The organism is Salipiger sp. 1_MG-2023, from assembly GCF_030547555.1.
Lineage (GTDB): Bacteria > Pseudomonadota > Alphaproteobacteria > Rhodobacterales > Rhodobacteraceae > Salipiger.
Map to the genome: position 1 here is coordinate 1 of NZ_JAUOQN010000025.1, position 16,267 is coordinate 16,267.

At 64.2% G+C, this 16,267-nt stretch carries 15 protein-coding genes; 8 read left to right on the plus strand and 7 right to left on the minus strand.

All coding sequences use genetic code 11. The annotated features are described in order from the left end of the window. Positions 1-153: 153 nt before the first annotated feature. Positions 154-588, plus strand: coding sequence for a BLUF domain-containing protein (locus Q4543_RS13100; protein WP_303438918.1), 435 nt, complete (start codon positions 154-156; stop codon positions 586-588). A 2,344-nt stretch (positions 589-2,932) separates the two neighbouring features. Here Q4543_RS13100 and Q4543_RS13105 read toward each other — a convergent pair. Continuing rightward, positions 2,933-3,658 carry an STAS/SEC14 domain-containing protein gene (locus tag Q4543_RS13105; RefSeq protein WP_303438920.1) on the minus strand — a complete coding sequence of 242 codons (726 nt, stop codon included), beginning with the start codon at positions 3,656-3,658 and terminating at the stop codon, positions 2,933-2,935. Between the two features lie 342 nt (positions 3,659-4,000). Here Q4543_RS13105 and Q4543_RS13110 point away from each other — a divergent pair, with 342 nt between their 5' ends. Both Q4543_RS13110 and Q4543_RS13115 read left to right on the plus strand, forming a co-directional pair. Next, positions 4,001-4,714: a response regulator gene (locus Q4543_RS13110; RefSeq protein ID WP_303438922.1), complete on the plus strand. Its 714-nt coding sequence runs from the start codon at positions 4,001-4,003 to the stop codon at positions 4,712-4,714. A 66-nt stretch (positions 4,715-4,780) separates the two neighbouring features. Then, entirely contained in the window at positions 4,781-5,368 is a 588-nt protein-coding gene (locus Q4543_RS13115; protein ID WP_303438924.1) for a hypothetical protein, read from the plus strand. On the opposite strand, the gene Q4543_RS13120 is transcribed toward Q4543_RS13115, so the two are convergent. Further along, entirely contained in the window at positions 5,365-5,607 is a 243-nt protein-coding gene (locus tag Q4543_RS13120) for an Lrp/AsnC family transcriptional regulator (protein WP_303438926.1), read from the minus strand. The genes Q4543_RS13115 and Q4543_RS13120 overlap by 4 nt on opposite strands. Before the next feature lie 141 nt (positions 5,608-5,748). On the opposite strand from Q4543_RS13120, the gene hisB reads away from it, so the two are divergent. Next, positions 5,749-6,336 (plus strand): imidazoleglycerol-phosphate dehydratase HisB, encoded by a 588-nt coding sequence (gene hisB, locus Q4543_RS13125; protein WP_216005433.1) that lies wholly within the window; start codon positions 5,749-5,751, stop codon positions 6,334-6,336. Here the strand turns inward: hisB and Q4543_RS13130 are convergent. The 4 genes from Q4543_RS13130 to ileS all read right to left on the minus strand — a co-directional run bounded on the left by Q4543_RS13130 (position 6,333) and on the right by ileS (position 13,290). Further along, positions 6,333-7,847 (minus strand): acetyl-CoA hydrolase/transferase family protein, encoded by a 1,515-nt coding sequence (locus Q4543_RS13130; RefSeq protein WP_303438932.1) that lies wholly within the window; start codon positions 7,845-7,847, stop codon positions 6,333-6,335. The genes hisB and Q4543_RS13130 overlap by 4 nt on opposite strands. Positions 7,848-8,024: 177 nt before the next feature. Next, positions 8,025-9,275 (minus strand): malonyl-CoA decarboxylase, encoded by a 1,251-nt coding sequence (locus Q4543_RS13135; protein ID WP_303438934.1) that lies wholly within the window; start codon positions 9,273-9,275, stop codon positions 8,025-8,027. Between the two features lie 93 nt (positions 9,276-9,368). Further along, positions 9,369-10,130, minus strand: coding sequence for a uroporphyrinogen-III C-methyltransferase (gene cobA, locus Q4543_RS13140; protein ID WP_303438936.1), 762 nt, complete (start codon positions 10,128-10,130; stop codon positions 9,369-9,371). 235 nt (positions 10,131-10,365) lie between these two features. Continuing rightward, entirely contained in the window at positions 10,366-13,290 is a 2,925-nt protein-coding gene (ileS, locus tag Q4543_RS13145; protein WP_303438939.1) for an isoleucine--tRNA ligase, read from the minus strand. Positions 13,291-13,713: 423 nt separating this feature from the next. Here ileS and Q4543_RS13150 point away from each other — a divergent pair, with 423 nt between their 5' ends. Together Q4543_RS13150 and Q4543_RS13155 are read left to right on the plus strand one after the other, a co-directional pair. After that, positions 13,714-13,977 (plus strand): hypothetical protein, encoded by a 264-nt coding sequence (locus Q4543_RS13150; RefSeq protein WP_216005438.1) that lies wholly within the window; start codon positions 13,714-13,716, stop codon positions 13,975-13,977. 323 nt (positions 13,978-14,300) lie between these two features. Continuing rightward, positions 14,301-14,498: a hypothetical protein gene (locus Q4543_RS13155; protein WP_303438941.1), complete on the plus strand. Its 198-nt coding sequence runs from the start codon at positions 14,301-14,303 to the stop codon at positions 14,496-14,498. 73 nt (positions 14,499-14,571) lie between these two features. On the opposite strand, the gene Q4543_RS13160 is transcribed toward Q4543_RS13155, so the two are convergent. Then, positions 14,572-15,372 carry a response regulator gene (locus Q4543_RS13160; RefSeq protein ID WP_216005440.1) on the minus strand — a complete coding sequence of 267 codons (801 nt, stop codon included), beginning with the start codon at positions 15,370-15,372 and terminating at the stop codon, positions 14,572-14,574. Positions 15,373-15,484: 112 nt separating this feature from the next. Between Q4543_RS13160 and Q4543_RS13165 the strand changes: the two genes are divergently transcribed. Beyond that, positions 15,485-15,649 (plus strand): NepR family anti-sigma factor, encoded by a 165-nt coding sequence (locus Q4543_RS13165; RefSeq protein ID WP_216005441.1) that lies wholly within the window; start codon positions 15,485-15,487, stop codon positions 15,647-15,649. Beyond that, the gene (locus tag Q4543_RS13170) at positions 15,646-16,200 is read left to right on the plus strand and encodes an RNA polymerase sigma factor (RefSeq protein WP_303438944.1); all 555 of its coding nucleotides are present in this window, start codon (positions 15,646-15,648) and stop codon (positions 16,198-16,200) included. The genes Q4543_RS13165 and Q4543_RS13170 overlap by 4 nt, the downstream gene beginning before the upstream one ends. Positions 16,201-16,267 lie beyond the last annotated feature (67 nt).

Sequence of the window (16,267 nt, forward strand, 5' to 3'; positions counted from 1 at the left end):
CCGCTGTTCTACAAAGACAACACACGCATGTTCTACGGCGACGCAAAAGCATCCCTCGGCGAACTGCTCAGCAGGATATCGTGACAGGGGCGGCGTTGCCGGTAACAATCGGCCGGCAAGACTGGCCTGCAACATTGGGAGGAGAGGCAGGACATGGAGTATCTCGTCTACGCGAGTCAGGCGGCGGTGCCGCCGGACGCAGAGGATCTATCGGCGCTGCTGTCTTACAGCCGTCTGCGCAACCTGCAGGAGGGCATCACGGGCATGCTGATCTATCGCTTCGTGCCCGAGGCCGGGCGTGGCACGTTCATGCAATTGCTCGAAGGCCCGCGCCCGGCGCTGGATGCGGTCTGGCAGCGGATCTCGTCGGACCGGCGGCACCATTCCATCGTGGTGATCGAAGAAGGCACGGCCCCCGAGCGGACCTTTCCCGACTGGTCGATGGGCTTTCGCAATGTCGACGAGGCGGCGCTGTCGGGGATCGAAGGCTTTGCCGATCTCGGCTCGGATGCCTTCTGGGATCGTGTCAACTTTCGCGTGCCGACCGGCGGGTTGCGGCTGTTGCGCAGTTTCTACGAGCCGGTTTGATACTGGTCGGTTTGATGCGGGTCGGTCTGAAACGTCCTGTCGCGTGATCTGCCAGCTGGGTCCGTCAGAGCCACGTCGACGGACCTGCTTGGCGTGCATGATCAGGCGCAGCACCATGACCGTCATGTGATAGCGTGGGGCGCGATTGCCACGTTTCAGGCACGGCGCGCCGCCGCCCAGAGGGTATGCTGATGTCCCCGAAGATGCCCCTTGCCCTCGCGAGCCTTGGTGCGGGCAAGCATCAGCATAGCTAGCGGATGCCACATTCGGCGCGGAAACTCCTGGTCTGATCATCCGCGCCATGCCTTTCGACATTTCAAAGAGCTGCTCGCATTAAGCGGGACGCTGGCCGCTAGATGGAATTTCCCAAGAGTCAGCGCGACGATCCGCAAGGATCGCGCCGTTCCGATCCTGCCCCGGCAATGCAGACGGTTCAAGGCAAGCCGGGCGTCACGGCATGGCAGGGCGGCGGGGATGCCCAGAGGCTAAGCTGACAAGCGAAATCATCCGAAACGTTGCGAAACACCCGTTCCCTTGCAACCGGCAGATCTCCGCATTCTTGTCGGGAAATGGGGGCGACATTGGAAACGACATCTGCTGGGGATCATAGGCGCAGGCGATCGACCAAGACCCGGCCCCGATCTCACCCAGTTTGCTCCGGACGTCGTAAATCATCCACCAGAGCCGCCACGCGTGTTGCGGCATTGCCTGCAGTCCGGCGCGGGCGCAGTGATCTGCTGGCAAATCCCCGCCGACAAGAGATGCGCGCGGATGATATATCGATACTCTCAATCATCAACCGACTGTGCCGAACGCGCAAGCAGCAGACTGTTTCCCTGCATGTCTTGCGGGGCGGTCTGCAGGCCGGGCGTCTCATCAACCGGACCGGATTTGGCAAGGCTGAGCGGCCGAATGGCGCGCTTCAACACCCTGCGCCCGACGACGCGAGCCTTGACGCGAGACAGACCGGACAAGCGGTATGCTAGCTGTCCGGATGACACTTGGCTGATCCACAAACCAGTCGGACAGAGCATGACCACTCTACTGCGCAAGCCCTGAACTCGGCGCGGTGGCTGACATTGTCGATCGGTTGGGGATGTGCGCGGGCTTAGAGGGCCGGTGGTCGAGGCCTGAGGCACCCGCAGGGTTTGTGGCGAAGCCTTCCTCGGGGCAGCCAATCGATGGCAGGGCTGGCGCGCGGCGATTGTCCCGGCCCCGCGCGCGCCCTGAGGGCTGCGTGATCGTGCCCGCGCGCCGGCACTGCGCCCCATTGCGCAAGCTGCGCCTTTCACCCCGTTCGAAACACCCGTCAAGACCCGCGCCATGATGTTGCAACTTGGGCTGACGGTCTGCGCCGAGGCAGTGCCGGGGCTGGATATGCCGCTGCTGGCGTCGAACCTGCTGGGGCAGGTGCTGCGCGATCATGGCTTGCCATTTTGTACGAGCGCTGTGCGAGACCCAGCCGTAGTGCCCCGGCCTCCCCGCCTCTGCGCTCAGCCACCGCTCCCATGCACACCGCGCTGCCTGCGGCGTTCTGGGTTATGTGCAAAACTGCTACGAGTCCCTCGGCTCGCTGGTGCTGGGCCTCGCTTCAAGCGATCTTCTGAACGGTGCGCTGAGGGTATGCCTTTGGCGGCTGGTCGCGCGGCGGCGATCTTCACGTAGCACAGGACGCTGGCCCCGCCTGTCGCGCCGCGCCCTGCGTTTCTTCTGGCCCCAAATATCCCCGCCGGAGGCATCCTGACCGTCAACCGGGCGCATCGCCCGCAATCACAGCCCGCAGGCGGACGTTTGTTGCCCATCACAGATCTGCGAGCTCACGTCTATTCCCAGGATGATTGCTCCGGGCATCCGAAAAATTCCTTCGCCACACACGAGTCATCGCAGCAGGCGCGCGCCCTGCTGGAGCCCCGCCAATATCCGCGAATCTCAGGCAGGCTTTGGAACGGCGGCTCTGCCTGCAGGGGCAGGGGCGCAGATAGGCCCAAGCCTGATCCTGCAAGTCTACCAGCAGACCCCCCAAAAAAAGCACGGTCCGGGCCTGCGCCAGCAGCGCCACCGGTCGGGGACTCGCAGGGTGTTGGGGCAGGGAATGAATACCAATCCGTTTTCGGCGGCCAGCGTCTCGATGCGCAGACTCGCCTGATCGCAGCGCCCCGGGCTTCCGCGCCGCCGACCCTACGCCCGGAGCGCCTGCCCCGTGCAATCTCTGCGACATTGCTTCGCGCGCGGCGTGGTTGGGGCGAGGCACAACAACGCCGCGCGCCTAACTGGGCCGATGCTAGGCCAGTCGCCGAGCGTGCCCTTACAGATCCGCTGACCCTGCAAGCCGGACCGAAGAGGATCAGGCCAGAAGATCCGCCTTCGCGGTCTCGAACGCATCGGACGGATAGACTTGGGCGTCGATCCCCAGCAGTCTGCGCCCGACCCGGGCGGCGAGCCGCATCCAGGCGGCATCGGCGACGATCGCCGCCCGGTCGATAAGCTGGCGATGATCGCGGATCATCCCCAGATGGGCGTCCAGCGCCGCAAGACCCTGCCAGCCATCGAAATCGCGCAGGTCGAGCAGCAGGCGGAAACGGTCGTTGCGGCGGATGAAGGCGTTCATATCCTCTGCCTCGCCGTCATAGGCCGCAGCGTCGAGCTTGCCCAGCAGCGAGACCTTGAGCACGCCGTCGCCCAGATCCTCCTGATGCAGCGCACCAAGAGATTCGCGCAGCCAGCGGCGGGCGTCGTCTTCCTCGCCGGGGGCGAAGATCGCAACCGGGCAGGGGTAAAGCGCCGAAAACCCCCGCACGAGCATATTGATGCTGCGCAGGCCGCAGACCATCGCCACGCGGTCGAACCCGTTCCAGTGGCGCAGCCCGAGCCGCGCGTCCTCGAGCATCGCGTCAAACTCGTAGCCCTCGAAATCATCGGCGATGATGGCCAGTATGCGCACCCTGTCATTGGCCTCGATCGCGGCGTCCAGCGCGGGGGTCAGCACGTCTTCGTAGTCGTCGTCGGTGATCTTGCCCGAAAGCCTGACCTCCATCGGTGTGGCACCCATCTGTGTCATGAGCTTGATCATGGTCTCTTCCTCCCTGTTTTATTTACATGGGGATGACCCTCGCGGGCGCCAAGGCCCTGCGACACCATCACGCGCCGCCCTTGTACTGTGTTTTTAGGGGTTGTCGGGCTGTGCCATCGCACTTGCACCTTTGGCCGACGGGCTGCGCTCATGCCGATAATTGGCGTGTGTTGTGCAGTGCCGTGGTGGGCGCCGTGCAGCCTGTTTGGGCGCAGACCGATCAAGCCCGCCCCGATTGTTGCGATGGGTGCTCGCGGGCTGTTCCCGCGTTAAGCTTGTTTTCACGCGCCCCGGTCTAGGCTTTGATCGTGAAGCGCGTGACACGAGGAGACCGCAAGAGCGATGCAGATTGCCGAATACGGGTGCCAGGGGGAGGAACACGGCGTTCCTCAGGCCCTGATCGTGGATGATGACGACGCCGACCGGTTCCGGCTTATCAGGATGTGCCGAAAGGCCGGTCTGGGATTTGACTTCCACGAGGCAGAGAGCCTGTCGAAGATGAGGGCGGCGATGGACACGCGCCGCTTTGACATCGCCTTTCTCGATTACCGGCTTGGAATCGACAGTGGGCAGGAGGCGCTTGCGGCGCTGCGCGCGCACCCACGGCAGCGCGCTGCGATTGCGATCATGGTCACCAGCGTCGATCACCACGACGTGGTGATCGAGGCGATGCGCAGCGGCTGTGACGATTATCTTGTCAAGGAAGAGCTGGGGCTCGATGCCATCCTCAAGGCGGTGGCGACCTCGTTCGAACGCCGGCTGATCCGCGTCAGGCGCAGCGAAAGCATCGCTCGGCGCGCCGACCTCGAAGAGCGGATCCGCCGCCTAGGCAGCGGCCTTGCCCCCGAGATGGAGGCGGTTCTGCAACGGCTGTTCGGTCGGGTCTCGACTGCGACGCTGCAAGAGGATGCCGGCCCATGGCGCCCCGATCATCACGACATGACCGAGATGTGCCTCAACGGGCTGACAGCCCTGTCCGAAATCGAGGAGGTCTGTCGCTCAATGAGCGGACCGGACGCCGCAAAGGCGCCGCCGATCGCAGAAGGCGCGGTCTGACCGGAACGCCCGTATTGAGCGAGGTGCCTTGCGCGGCTATCGTGACCGCGCAAGACGGAGACCGCCATGACCACGCGCATCGACCAGATCCTCGCACATATCGATGCGCTCTACGACGAGCTTGAAAACGAGATCGCGCAGCGCCGCGAGGCGTTTCGCTACCGGCTGGACAAGGGCCGCGTGCGCTTCGAGGCCGAGGCCCGCCGCGTCCAGCGGGACGCCCGCATCGGGCTTGCGACCTTTCTGGTCCGCGCGCCGCTCTGGCATATCCTCACCGCGCCGTTCATTTATGCGCTGATCGTGCCCTTCGTGCTGCTCGATGCCTTCGTGACGGTCTATCAGGCGGTGTGCTTTCGCGCCTACGGCATCCCGCGGGTGCGCCGGGGCGATCACATCCGCATCGACCGCCAGCATCTTGCCTATCTGAATGCCGTGCAGAAACTGAACTGCATGTTCTGCGGCTATTGCAACGGGCTGCTGTCCTATGTGACCGAGATCGCCTCGCGGACCGAGGCGTTCTGGTGCCCGATCAAGCACGCCGCGCGGGTACGCGCGCCGCATGCGCGCTATCCCCAGTTTCTCGATTATGGCGATGCCGAGGGGTTTCAGGCCGGGCTGGAGGCCGCGCGCGAGGCGATCAGAAAGCCCGATTAGAACGCCTTGAAGGTCAGCGTGGTCAGCGTGCGCTCGATGCCCGGCACGCCGGACACCAGCTCTTCGTTGATGAAATGGCCGATGTCCTGACCCCCAGGGATGTACAGCTTGACCAGCAGATCCCAGTCTCCCGACGTGGAATACAGCTCGGAATGGAGTTCCTTGAGCGCGATCTGTTCGGCGACCTGATAGGGCGTGCCCGGGGTGCAGCGGATCTGGACGAAAACGCAGGTGGTCATGGCAATCTCCTTTGCGGGCAAACTGGCACGGGGCGCTGGCCCCGGCAAGATGTCCTTGGCGGGGGCAGGGCGCGCGCCTATAAGCGGGCGCAAATCAGGCGGCGCGCCGACACAGGGGCGCGACAGATCAGGAGACCCGACATGCGCAAGGCCAGCATCGCCCGCAACACCGCCGAGACCGAGATCGAGGTCAGCGTCGATCTTGACGGCTCGGGCGCGTATGACATGCAGACCGGGGTCGGGTTTTTCGATCACATGCTCGACCAGCTGTCGCGGCATTCGCTGATCGATATGACGGTGCGCGCCAAGGGCGATACCCACATCGACGATCACCATACGGTCGAGGATACCGGCATCGCGCTGGGACAGGCGCTGAGCCGCGCGCTTGGCGACAAGCGTGGCATCCGGCGCTATGGCGCCTGTCTGCTGGCGATGGATGATGCGCAAATTCGCTGCGCGCTCGATCTGTCGGCGCGGCCGTTCTTCATCTGGAACGTCGAGATTCCAACCCAGAAGATCGGCACCTTCGACACCGAGCTGGCGCGGGAATTCTTTCAGGCGCTGTCGACCCATGGCGGCATCACGCTGCACATCGACATGCTGCACGGGTTCAATTCCCACCACATCGTCGAGGCGACGTTCAAAGCCGTCGCCCGCGCCTTGCGCGAGGCGGTGGAACCCGACCCGCGCAAGCTTGATGCGATCCCCTCGACCAAGGGTGCGCTTTAACGCATCGTACCAGTGTCGATGAAGCGCTGGTGCCAGCTCAGCGCCTCGCCCGGCAGCGAGGGCGCGTGTTTGCCAAAGCTGCCGCTCAGCGCGCGGGCGTAATAATCATGGAGCGCATCGCGGTACTCGGGGTGGGCGCAGCGCTCGATGATCAGCTGCGTGCGCTGCTTGGGCGCAAGGCCGCGCAGATCGGCCAGCCCCTGTTCGGTGACGATCACATGCACGTCCTGCGCGATGTGATCCACATGCGACGCCTGCGGCACGATGGCCGAGATATTGCCGCCCTTGGCAATCGACGGCGTCATGAAGATCGACACATAGGCGTTGCGGGCGAAATCCCCCGAGCCGCCGATGCCATTCTGGATGCGCGAGCCCATGACCTGGGTTGAATTGACGTTGCCGTAGATGTCGGCCTCGATCAGCCCGTTCATCGCGATGCAGCCCAGACGGCGCACCAGTTCGGGATGGTTGGAGATCTCTTGCGGGCGCAGGATCAGCTTGCTGGCATAGCGCGCGGCGTCATTGTTGAACCGCTCTGCCGCGTCGGGCGAGAGCGAAAACGCCGTGGCAGAGGCCATGCGCAGCTTGCCCGCATCCAGCAGGTCGAGCATGCCGTCCTGAATGACCTCGGTATAGGCGGTCATGTCGTGGTAAGGGGCGTCCATCAGCCCCGAGAGCACGGCGTTGGTCACATTGCCCACGCCCGATTGCAGCGGCAGCAGATTGGCGGGCAGACGGCCTTGTGCGACCTCGTGGGCGAAGAACTCCAGCAGGTGGCCGGCGATGGCATTGGCCACCGCGTCGGGCTTGGCGAAGGGCAGATTGCGGTCGGGCGCATCGGTTTCGACCACGGCGACCACCTTGGCCGGATCAACCATGAAATGCGGCTGGCCGATGCGATCATCAGGACGGATCAGCGGGATCGGCACCCGGTGCGGCGGCAACGCCGTGCCGTAGTAGATGTCGTGCATCCCGTTCAGCGCGCCAGATTGCCAGCGGTTGAGTTCAAGGATCACCTTGTCGGCCCGGTCGAGCCACGTCTTGTTATTGCCGATTGACGAGGATGGGATCAGCGCGCCCTCGGCGGTGATGCCGGAGATCTCGACAACCGCCACGTCGAGCGGGCCAAGAAAGCCCTGCCACGCCATCGGCGCGACCTGGCTTAGATGCATGTCGAAATAGTTCATCTCGCCAGAGTTGATCTTTTCGCGGGCGATCGGGTCTGAGTTATAGGGCAGGCGCAGTTCGATGCCGTCTGCCTTGGCCAGCGCGCCGTCCAGTTCCGGCCCGGTCGAGGCCCCCGTCCAGACCTTGACCCGGAAGGGATCGCCAGCGGCATGGGCAGCCTCGATCCGCGCGGCCAGCGCGGTGGGCACCGATTTGGGATAGCCCGAGCCGGTAAAGCCGCTCATGCCGACGGTCATGCCATTGTGGATCAGTGCAGCGGCGTCTTCGGCGCTCATGATCTTGCTGCGGAAGTCGGGGTTCTGGATGCGGGCGTGCAGGGTCATGGCTCCTCCGGGCTACGGCCTTGCGACATATTCTGTCGTGTCAAGGCCGGACTGCGCTCATATGCTGCGCAGTATTTACGCAGTTATGCCCAGCGGCGACCAGATGTCGATGGGACCAGCAGAACGGGTATTCCTAAAACGCATATCTTATCGCAAAAGCCTTGCGTAAGGCGCATATCAGGCCACGATGCGCTTTTCGAACCCCGCCGCCTGCGCGCGCACCGGTTGCGCCGCCTTGACCTCGCGGGTTTCGGCGTAAGCGTCGTGGTATTTCTCGAATTTGGACAAATCGTAAAGGTAGTTGACCATCACCCCGCCGGATTGCCTCAGCCCGTTTTCCGACAGATCCGCGCCCGGGTGCACCGCCTGAATCCGCGCGCCGTTGCCAAGGTGAAAGCGCGCGACCGGATCGACCGGTTGGCCGTCGGGGCGTTTGGCGTGCAGCAGGTAATGCGCGGCGAGCATTGCCATAACCCTGTCATCCTGCGCATCGCAGGCGATGGATTGCGCGGCGAGCCAGCGCATCAGCCCCGGGATCGGAGAGAGCGTGACAAAGGTCTTCAGCCCGGGCAGAGCGGCGCTGATATCGCCGACCACCTGCTTGATCAGCGAATTGCCGAACGAGATCCCCGCCAGCCCCGGCTGACAATTCGAGATCGAATAGAACACCGCGGTATCGGCGTCTTCGGGCGGCATCGGGGCGCGGTCTTCGGCCAATAGCCGCTGGATCGAGCCGGGAATGCCCTTGGTCAGCGCCACCTCGACAAAGATCAGCGGCTCGTCGGGCATCGCGGGGTGGAAAAACGCGAAACAGCGCCGGTCGGTCGGTTGCAGGCGGCGGCGCAGGTCGGACCAGCTGTGAATGGCGTGGACCGCCTCGTAGGCGATGATCTTTTCAAGGATATGCGCCGGGCTTTCCCAGCTGATCGGGCGCAGCACCAGAAAGCCGCGGTTGAACCAGCTGCGCAGCAGGTGGCGCATATCGACATCCAGTTGCTGAAGCGTCGCATCGCCCGCGCCCAGCCGCAGCAGGTCGGCGCGCATCCGCACCAGCATTTCGGTGGCGCCGGGCACGGCGTTGAAGCGGCGCATCAGCTCCATCCGGGGCGGCTCGCAGGCGGCGGTGACGGCGCGGTAGCTGCGGCCCGAGGGATCGGATTCGAACCCGTCCAGTGCAGCGCGCAGGGCAGGGATGTCCAGCGTGTAGGCCTCGGCGAGGTGGTGGAAAAACCCCAGCTTCGCGGCGTCGTCCATTTCGGCAAAGCGCTGCAGGATGCGCGTTGCAAGCCACAGTTGCGCGGTTTCCGAGGTGGCGGCGGCAAGGTCTCTGACCAGCGCCTCGGTGCTGCGCGGGTCGCGCCGCAGGATCGGCCCGATCAGGGCGCGGCGTTCAAAGACGGTGGACAGCAGATCGGCGAACAGCGACATTGGGGCCTCCGCAGGCAATGGCTGCCAAAAAGATCGGCTGTAGCGCGGCGCAAATCAACCCTGCGCTGCGCGCTGCTGCCAATGGTTGCGCTGTCAGGCGGCGATGATGCGCGCCGTGCCCGACAGGGCGGCCGCCAGCGACTTGGGGTAGCGGATGAACAGGATCGCCGGATTCTGCACGCCCTGTTCCGCGATGCTCTGCGACATCTGGCCCAGCGTGGTCTGCACATGCCGCTCGCTTGGCGTGCTGGCGCGCTCGACGATGTCGACGGGGCAGGCGGCGGGGGCCCCGGCGGCCAGCAGATCGGCCTGCACCTCGGCCGCGCGCTGCACCGCCATGTAGAACGCCATCGAGGTGCCCGGATAGGCCAGCCGCGCGCGGTCGGGCGCAGCATCGCCGGGGCGGGCGGTGCCGGTGGTCAGGATAAGGCTGTCGGTCTCGCCGCGTTCGGTCAGCGGCGTGGCGATCGAGGCGGCAGCGGCCGAGGCGGCGGTGACGCCGGGGACGATCTCGACCTCGATCCCGGCCGCGCGGGCGGCGGCGATCTCTTCGCAGGCGCGCCCGAACACCGACGGGTCTCCGGATTTCAGCCGCACCACGCGCAGGCCCAGTTTCGCCTTGGCAACGATCAGCCGGTCGATGCGCCCCTGCGGCCATGCGCAGCGCCCGACCTCCTTTCCGACATAAATCCGCTCGGCCCCGGTCCGGGCCAGATCGACGATCGCTGGATCGACAAGGCGGTCGTACAACACCACATCCGCATCCTTGAGGCGGCTATGGGCGCGCAGGGTCAGCAGATCGAGCGCGCCGGGTCCGGCGCCGACAAGGGCGATATGGCCAATCTTGCGAGTCATGATCATGGCTCCGATGCAGGGGTCCAAACACAAAAAAAGCCGCCGACACGTCGCGGTTTGGCGACGGATCGAGCAGCCTTGCTCATTTTCCCAAAGGTGGGTGTCCGGCGCCGTTGCCGGATAGCATTGATTTTGCCTTGGCCGGGGGCACGTCGGCAAGCTCTTTTGCGCGTCAACGGTGCAAATCGGGGCAACCGCGGCAAATCTTCGCCGCGGCTGCATGTTTGTTGGGCGATCAGCTTAGGGCGTCGTCGCAGCGTGCACAGGTCGCGGGGTGCGTGTGGCACCCCACATCCGGCAGGATCTTCCAGCAGCGCTGGCATTTCTGGCCGGTCGCTTTTTCGAACACCACACCGACGCCGGGAACTTCCGCCATGCGGAATGCCTCGGCCGGGGCGGGATCGGCGGTCAGGGTGATGGCCGAGGTGATGCACAGATCCTCGAAGGCACCCGATTTGAGCGCCTCGAGCATCGCGGCATCCTCGACATGCACCACCGGCGCCGCCTCGAGAGAGGCGCCGATGACCTTGTCCGTGCGCTGGATTTCCAGCGCGGCGGTGACGACGCGGCGGGCGGCGCGCACCTTGGTCCATTTGTCGGCCAGCGCCGGGTTCAGCCAGTCGCCCGGCGTTTCGGGGAAGTCCTGCAGATGCACCGAGCTGTCATCGCCGGGGAAGCGGTCGAGCCAGACGTCTTCCATGGTGAAGGGCAGCACCGGGGCAAGCCATGTGACAAGGCGGTGGAACAGCAGGTCCATCACCGTACGCGCGGCGCGGCGGCGCGCGGTGTCGCCATCGCAATAGAGCGCGTCCTTGCGGATGTCGAAATACACCGCCGACAGGTCGATGGTGCAGAAGTGGAACACCGCGCTGAACACCTTTTGGAAGTCGAAGCTGCGGTAGCCCTCGCGCACCTGCGTGTCGAGCTCGGCAAGCCGGTGCAGCACCCATTGTTCCAGCTCGGGCATGTCTTTCGCATCCACCCGGTCGGCTTCGGTGAAATGCCCCAGCGCGCCCAGCATGAAGCGCAGGGTGTTGCGCAGGCGGCGGTAACCGTCGGCGGTGCCCTTGAGGATTTCCGGCCCGATGCGCTGATCGGCGGTGTAATCGGCCTGCGCCACCCACAGGCGCAGGATGTCGGCGCCGTATTGCTTTACCACGTCCTCGGGGGCGATGGTGTTGCCGAGCGATTTGGACATCTTGTTGCCCTTCTCGTCCAGCGTGAAGCCATGCGTCACCACGTTGCGATAGGGCGCGCGGCCCATGGTGCCGCAGCCCTGAAGCATCGAGGAATGGAACCAGCCGCGATGCTGGTCGGTGCCTTCCATATAGACATCGGCGATGCCGTCCGCCGTGCCGTCGGGCCGGTCGCGCAGCACAAAGGCGTGGGTCGAACCGGAATCGAACCACACATCCAGCACGTCGAACACCTGATCGTAGTCGTCGGGGTTGGCGGCATCACCGATGAACCGTTCCTTGGCACCGTCCTTGTACCACGCATCCGCGCCTTCGGCCTCGAACGCCTCGGCGATGCGGGCGTTGACCGACGCATCGCGCAGCAGGAAATTGGGGTCGGTGGGCAGGGTGTCTTTCTTGACGAAACAGGTGAGCGGCACGCCCCACGCCCGCTGGCGCGACAGCACCCAGTCGGGACGGGTTTCGATCATCGAATACAGCCGGTTGCGCCCGGTCTGCGGTGTGAACTTTACCAGATTGTCGATGGAATGCAGCGCGCGTTCGCGGATGGTGGTGCCGTATTGATCCTGCCCGTCGCCCACGGCGCGGTCGATGCTGGCGAACCATTGCGGCGTGTTGCGGAAGATCACCGGCGCCTTGGAGCGCCACGAATGCGGGTAGGAATGTTTCACCCGCCCACGCGCGATGATGCCGCCCGCCTCGACCAGCTTGTTGATGACGGCGGGGTTGGCCTTGCCTTCCTTGCCCTTGCGGTCGAACACCTGAAGCCCGGCAAAGAACGGCACATGCGGCAGGAATTCGGACTCCTCGCCAACGTTGTGGGTCATCCGGTCGATCCAGTTGCGCTTGACGAAGCACTCGTAGTCATCGGCGCCGTGGCTGGGCGCGGTGTGCACAAAGCCGGTGCCCGCGTCGTCGGTGACATGATCGCCGTCGATCATCGGCACGTCGTAATCCCAGAAGCCGTCTGCGCCGTCGATCCCGTGGAAGGGATGCTTGAGCATCATGCCCTCGAACTCGCTGGCTGCGACGTCGCGCACGCGGGTCCACATGCTGTCTTCGAGGCGGGCCTTGGCAAAGGTGTCAGCGGCCAGCGTGTCGGCGAGAAGGTATTTGTCCCCCACCGAGACCCAGCTTTCCTCGGGCGTGCCGGTGACCTCATAAAGGCCGTAAGCGACCTTGGGGTTGTAGGCGACGGCCTTGTTGGACGGGATGGTCCAGGGGGTGGTGGTCCAGATCACCACGCGGGCAGAGGCTAGATCACCAGTGCCACCGACGGCGCTGAATGGCACCCAGATCGTGTGCGACTGGTGGTCGTGGTATTCGATCTCGGCCTCGGCCAGCGCGGTCTTTTCGACCGGCGACCACATCACGGGTTTCGATCCCTGATACAACGTGCCGGTCATCAGGAATTTCATGAATTCCTCGGCGATGACGCGCTCGGCGTGGAAGTTCATCGTCAGATAAGGATCGGCCCAGTTACCGGTGATGCCAAGGCGCTTGAACTCCTCGCGCTGGATGTCGATCCAGCCCTCGGCGAACTTGCGGCATTCCTGCCGGAAATCGACAACCGGAACGTCGTCCTTGTTCTTGCCCTTCTTGCGGTACTGCTCTTCGATCTTCCATTCGATGGGAAGACCGTGGCAATCCCAGCCCGGAACATAGCGCGCCTCGTGCCCCATCATCTGGTGGGAGCGCACGATCATGTCCTTGATCGTCTTGTTCAGCGCGTGGCCGATATGCAGGTGGCCATTCGCATAGGGCGGGCCGTCGTGCAGGGTGAACGGCGTGCGCCCGGCGGCTTTTTCGCGCAGGCGGTCGTAGATGCCGAGCTTCTCCCAGCGGGCAAGCCATTCCGGCTCGCGCTTGGGCAGGCCGGCGCGCATCGGAAAGTCGGTTTTCGGCAGGTTCAGCGTGTCTTTGTAGTCAGGCACGGCGGTGGTGTCGGTGGTGTCGGCGCACATGATTTGCGGTCCCGGGGTCTGGAAGTCTGCGATTGGGTGTGTGCGGCGCGCGGCTTGCATACGCCTTGTCCCGGCGGCTCGTGTGATCAGAGCGCCGGGCAGGTAATTCGAATGAGGATCTCGGTACGGCCCATCATGGGCGGCGTTATAGGCGCGGCGCAAAGATTGGTCCAGTGCCCGCGCCATCGGCGGAAAGGGCGCTTGATGGCGGTGGTTTGCGCAAGGTTTCGCCGGTTCCGCCCATGCCGCATCGCGGCGCGGCGGAGCGGCGCCCATCCGGCAGGGCGATTTGGGCGGGCGCTCGCCGGGCACGGTGGCCAGCGGCGATACAGGGATACCGACGGCGTCCTTCGTGGTTAGCTTTGTACAAGCGCCGGACACAGCCGGCACATCCAAGACCAACCTGACAAGAGGAGAAACGACATGGCCTATTTCGATGAACGCAAGAACGTTTCCGATGCCTATCGCGCACAGGTCGAAAATGACACGCCCGCCCGCCCGCCCGAAGCCCGCAAGGGTCGGGGTGGGGTGGTCGGCTGGATCGTGGCCGCCCTTGTGGTGGCAGGGCTTGCCATCGGCATCGGCAGCCTTGGCGACGATGACGCCGGCGGCGCGCCGCCTGCTATGGCACCGGCCGACAACAGCGTCGTGCCCGATGCTCCGCCCGTGACCGCACCCACCGAGTAATGACACACCCCGCCGCGACGTCCCCGCCGAAAGATCGGCAGCCACTCACGGGAAAACAGGCCAGCGCGGCGGCCGCCGGGGGCGCATCGGCGCCTCCGGCAGGCGGGGTTTCCGGCCCGGATGTGGCATATTTCGTTCAGCATGGGCAGAATGCTGCGCATGTTGTGTCTCTCTTCAAAATTCTGAAAGACAATAGCATCGGAAAGGCGCATCACATCCGTGTTGCGCCAAGTACCTGTCTTCACAGTCCAGCATCGAGCTGCCAGATGTCCCCGAATACCCAAGACCTCCCCCATGGTGCCATGCCCTGCCAGGCCAACACCGTGACGCCCGAAAGGGCGCCAAGCGACCAGTTTTCCACGGAAAACGCCACGATCAGCGACCTAAGCCGCCTTGATCGAGTGGCGGGCATCGTGTTCGCAGTTCTGCTCGCCCTTGCCGGGCTGGTGCTGACCGACATGCTGACCTCGTCCGATGAACTGGCCGACGATCCGCCGCCAGAGAACATTGCCAGCCAATAGGCCGGGCCTGCGGTCTTGCGCAGGCAAACGCCGCGACTCCTTTCGGAGGCGCGGCGCTGTCGCGTCGTCTGGCTCAGGCCCTCAGCGTCTCGGTTGACGAGAAGAACATCGCCTGACTGACCGCCGAGCGGACCTGATCTTCGGAATAGGGCTTGGAGATCAGGAAGGCCGGTTCCGGGCGCTCGCCGGTCAGCAGCCGTTCGGGGAAGGCGGTGATGAAGATCACCGGACGGTCGCCAAGCGCCTTGAGGATGTCGTTCACCGCGTCGATGCCCGAGGAATTGTCTGCCAGCTGAATGTCGGCGAGAACAAGATCGGGGGTTTCCTTGGCCGCAAGCTCGACCGCGGCGGCGCGGGTGCGGGCAACGCCGGTCACCTTGTGGCCCAGTTCGGAGACGATGCTTTCAAGGTCCATGGCGATGATCGCCTCGTCCTCGATGATCAGCACGCGCCCGGTCACGGCATCGGCCATTTCCTGACGGGCAAGCGTCACCAGCTGTTCGGCTTCGGCAGTGTCGATCTGCATGATTTCGCCCACTTCGGGCAGCTCGAATTCCTCGATCGAATGCAGCAGCAGCGCTTCGCGGCTGTTGGTGGTCAGCTTTGACAGACGCGCCTGCGCCTTGGCGGCGGCGGCCTCGTTCTCATCCACCACCGGCGCCCCGGTGCTGACCCATATGCCGTGGAAAACCTTGAACATCCCGACCTTTGGTGAGGACGCTTCGGAGGCAGCGCTGCGGTCGGCGAGGATCGCCTCCAGCGTGGCGGCCGCGTAGTTGTCGCCGGTGCTTTGGCTGCCAGTCAGCGCCCGCGCGTACCGACGAAGATAAGGAAGCGCTGTCCCAATGGCCTGACTCAGGTCACCCGTTGCCATGTCTCAATCCTTTTTCGATTTTTTCGGGAACCAAACGCTCCCATGGTGCATTTGTTCCCGCATGAGGTCAAAATAGTGCCAGATCGCAGCGGAAAAAAGAGCAAGGAACGAAATGGGTCATAAGCGGAGCAAAGACAATGGATCCGAGGTCATCGACGAAAACCTGAAGCGCGTCTACCAGGACATGCTTGATGAGAAGGTGCCTGACCGTTTCCTCGATCTGATTGCACAATTGAAATCGCTGGACGATGCGCCGAGCGAGGACACAGCCAAATGAGTGCTGATCCCCGTGACGAGATCGTACAGCATCTTCCGGCCCTGCGCGCCTTTGCGCTGTCGTTGACGCGCAACGGCGCGGTGGCAGATGACATGGTGCAAGACACGCTGGTCAAGGCGTGGTCGAAGATTGCCAGTTTCGAGCCCGGCACCAACATGCGCGCCTGGCTGTTTACCATCTTGCGCAACACCTATTATTCGAACCGCCGCAAGGCGGGGCGCGAAGTGTCGGACGCCGAGGGGATCTTTACCGAGAGCCTGTCGGAAAAGCCTGCGCATGACGGGCGTCTGCAACTGGCCGACTTCCGCCGTGCCTTTGTGAAACTGACCGATGAACAGCGCGAAGCGCTTATCCTTGTTGGCGCGCAGGGGTTTTCGTATGAAGAAGCCGCCGAGACCTGCGGCGTTGCGGTGGGCACCATCAAGAGCCGGGTCAACAGGGCCCGTGCGCGACTTGCAGAGTTGCTCCAGCTTGACGATCACGACAAGCTCGAGATGACGGATCAGGCGACCATGGCCGTTGTGTCGGGATCACGACCGACGGCACGATAGCCGCCCCCTGCTTCGCACGCACCGAAGCAGGGCAAAGCACAGGCGCCGCAAGATTTGGCGCAACATA

Coding starts and splice junctions, on each gene's coding strand:
- Q4543_RS13100 (WP_303438918.1), top strand. CDS start 154: ATGGAGTATCTCGTCTACGCGAGTCAGGCGGCGGTGCCGCCGGACGCA.
- Q4543_RS13105 (WP_303438920.1), bottom strand. CDS start 3,658: ATGATCAAGCTCATGACACAGATGGGTGCCACACCGATGGAGGTCAGG.
- Q4543_RS13110 (WP_303438922.1), top strand. CDS start 4,001: ATGCAGATTGCCGAATACGGGTGCCAGGGGGAGGAACACGGCGTTCCT.
- Q4543_RS13115 (WP_303438924.1), top strand. CDS start 4,781: ATGACCACGCGCATCGACCAGATCCTCGCACATATCGATGCGCTCTAC.
- Q4543_RS13120 (WP_303438926.1), bottom strand. CDS start 5,607: ATGACCACCTGCGTTTTCGTCCAGATCCGCTGCACCCCGGGCACGCCC.
- hisB (WP_216005433.1), top strand. CDS start 5,749: ATGCGCAAGGCCAGCATCGCCCGCAACACCGCCGAGACCGAGATCGAG.
- Q4543_RS13130 (WP_303438932.1), bottom strand. CDS start 7,847: ATGACCCTGCACGCCCGCATCCAGAACCCCGACTTCCGCAGCAAGATC.
- Q4543_RS13135 (WP_303438934.1), bottom strand. CDS start 9,275: ATGTCGCTGTTCGCCGATCTGCTGTCCACCGTCTTTGAACGCCGCGCC.
- cobA (WP_303438936.1), bottom strand. CDS start 10,130: ATGACTCGCAAGATTGGCCATATCGCCCTTGTCGGCGCCGGACCCGGC.
- ileS (WP_303438939.1), bottom strand. CDS start 13,290: ATGTGCGCCGACACCACCGACACCACCGCCGTGCCTGACTACAAAGAC.
- Q4543_RS13150 (WP_216005438.1), top strand. CDS start 13,714: ATGGCCTATTTCGATGAACGCAAGAACGTTTCCGATGCCTATCGCGCA.
- Q4543_RS13160 (WP_216005440.1), bottom strand. CDS start 15,372: ATGGCAACGGGTGACCTGAGTCAGGCCATTGGGACAGCGCTTCCTTAT.
- Q4543_RS13165 (WP_216005441.1), top strand. CDS start 15,485: ATGGGTCATAAGCGGAGCAAAGACAATGGATCCGAGGTCATCGACGAA.
- Q4543_RS13170 (WP_303438944.1), top strand. CDS start 15,646: ATGAGTGCTGATCCCCGTGACGAGATCGTACAGCATCTTCCGGCCCTG.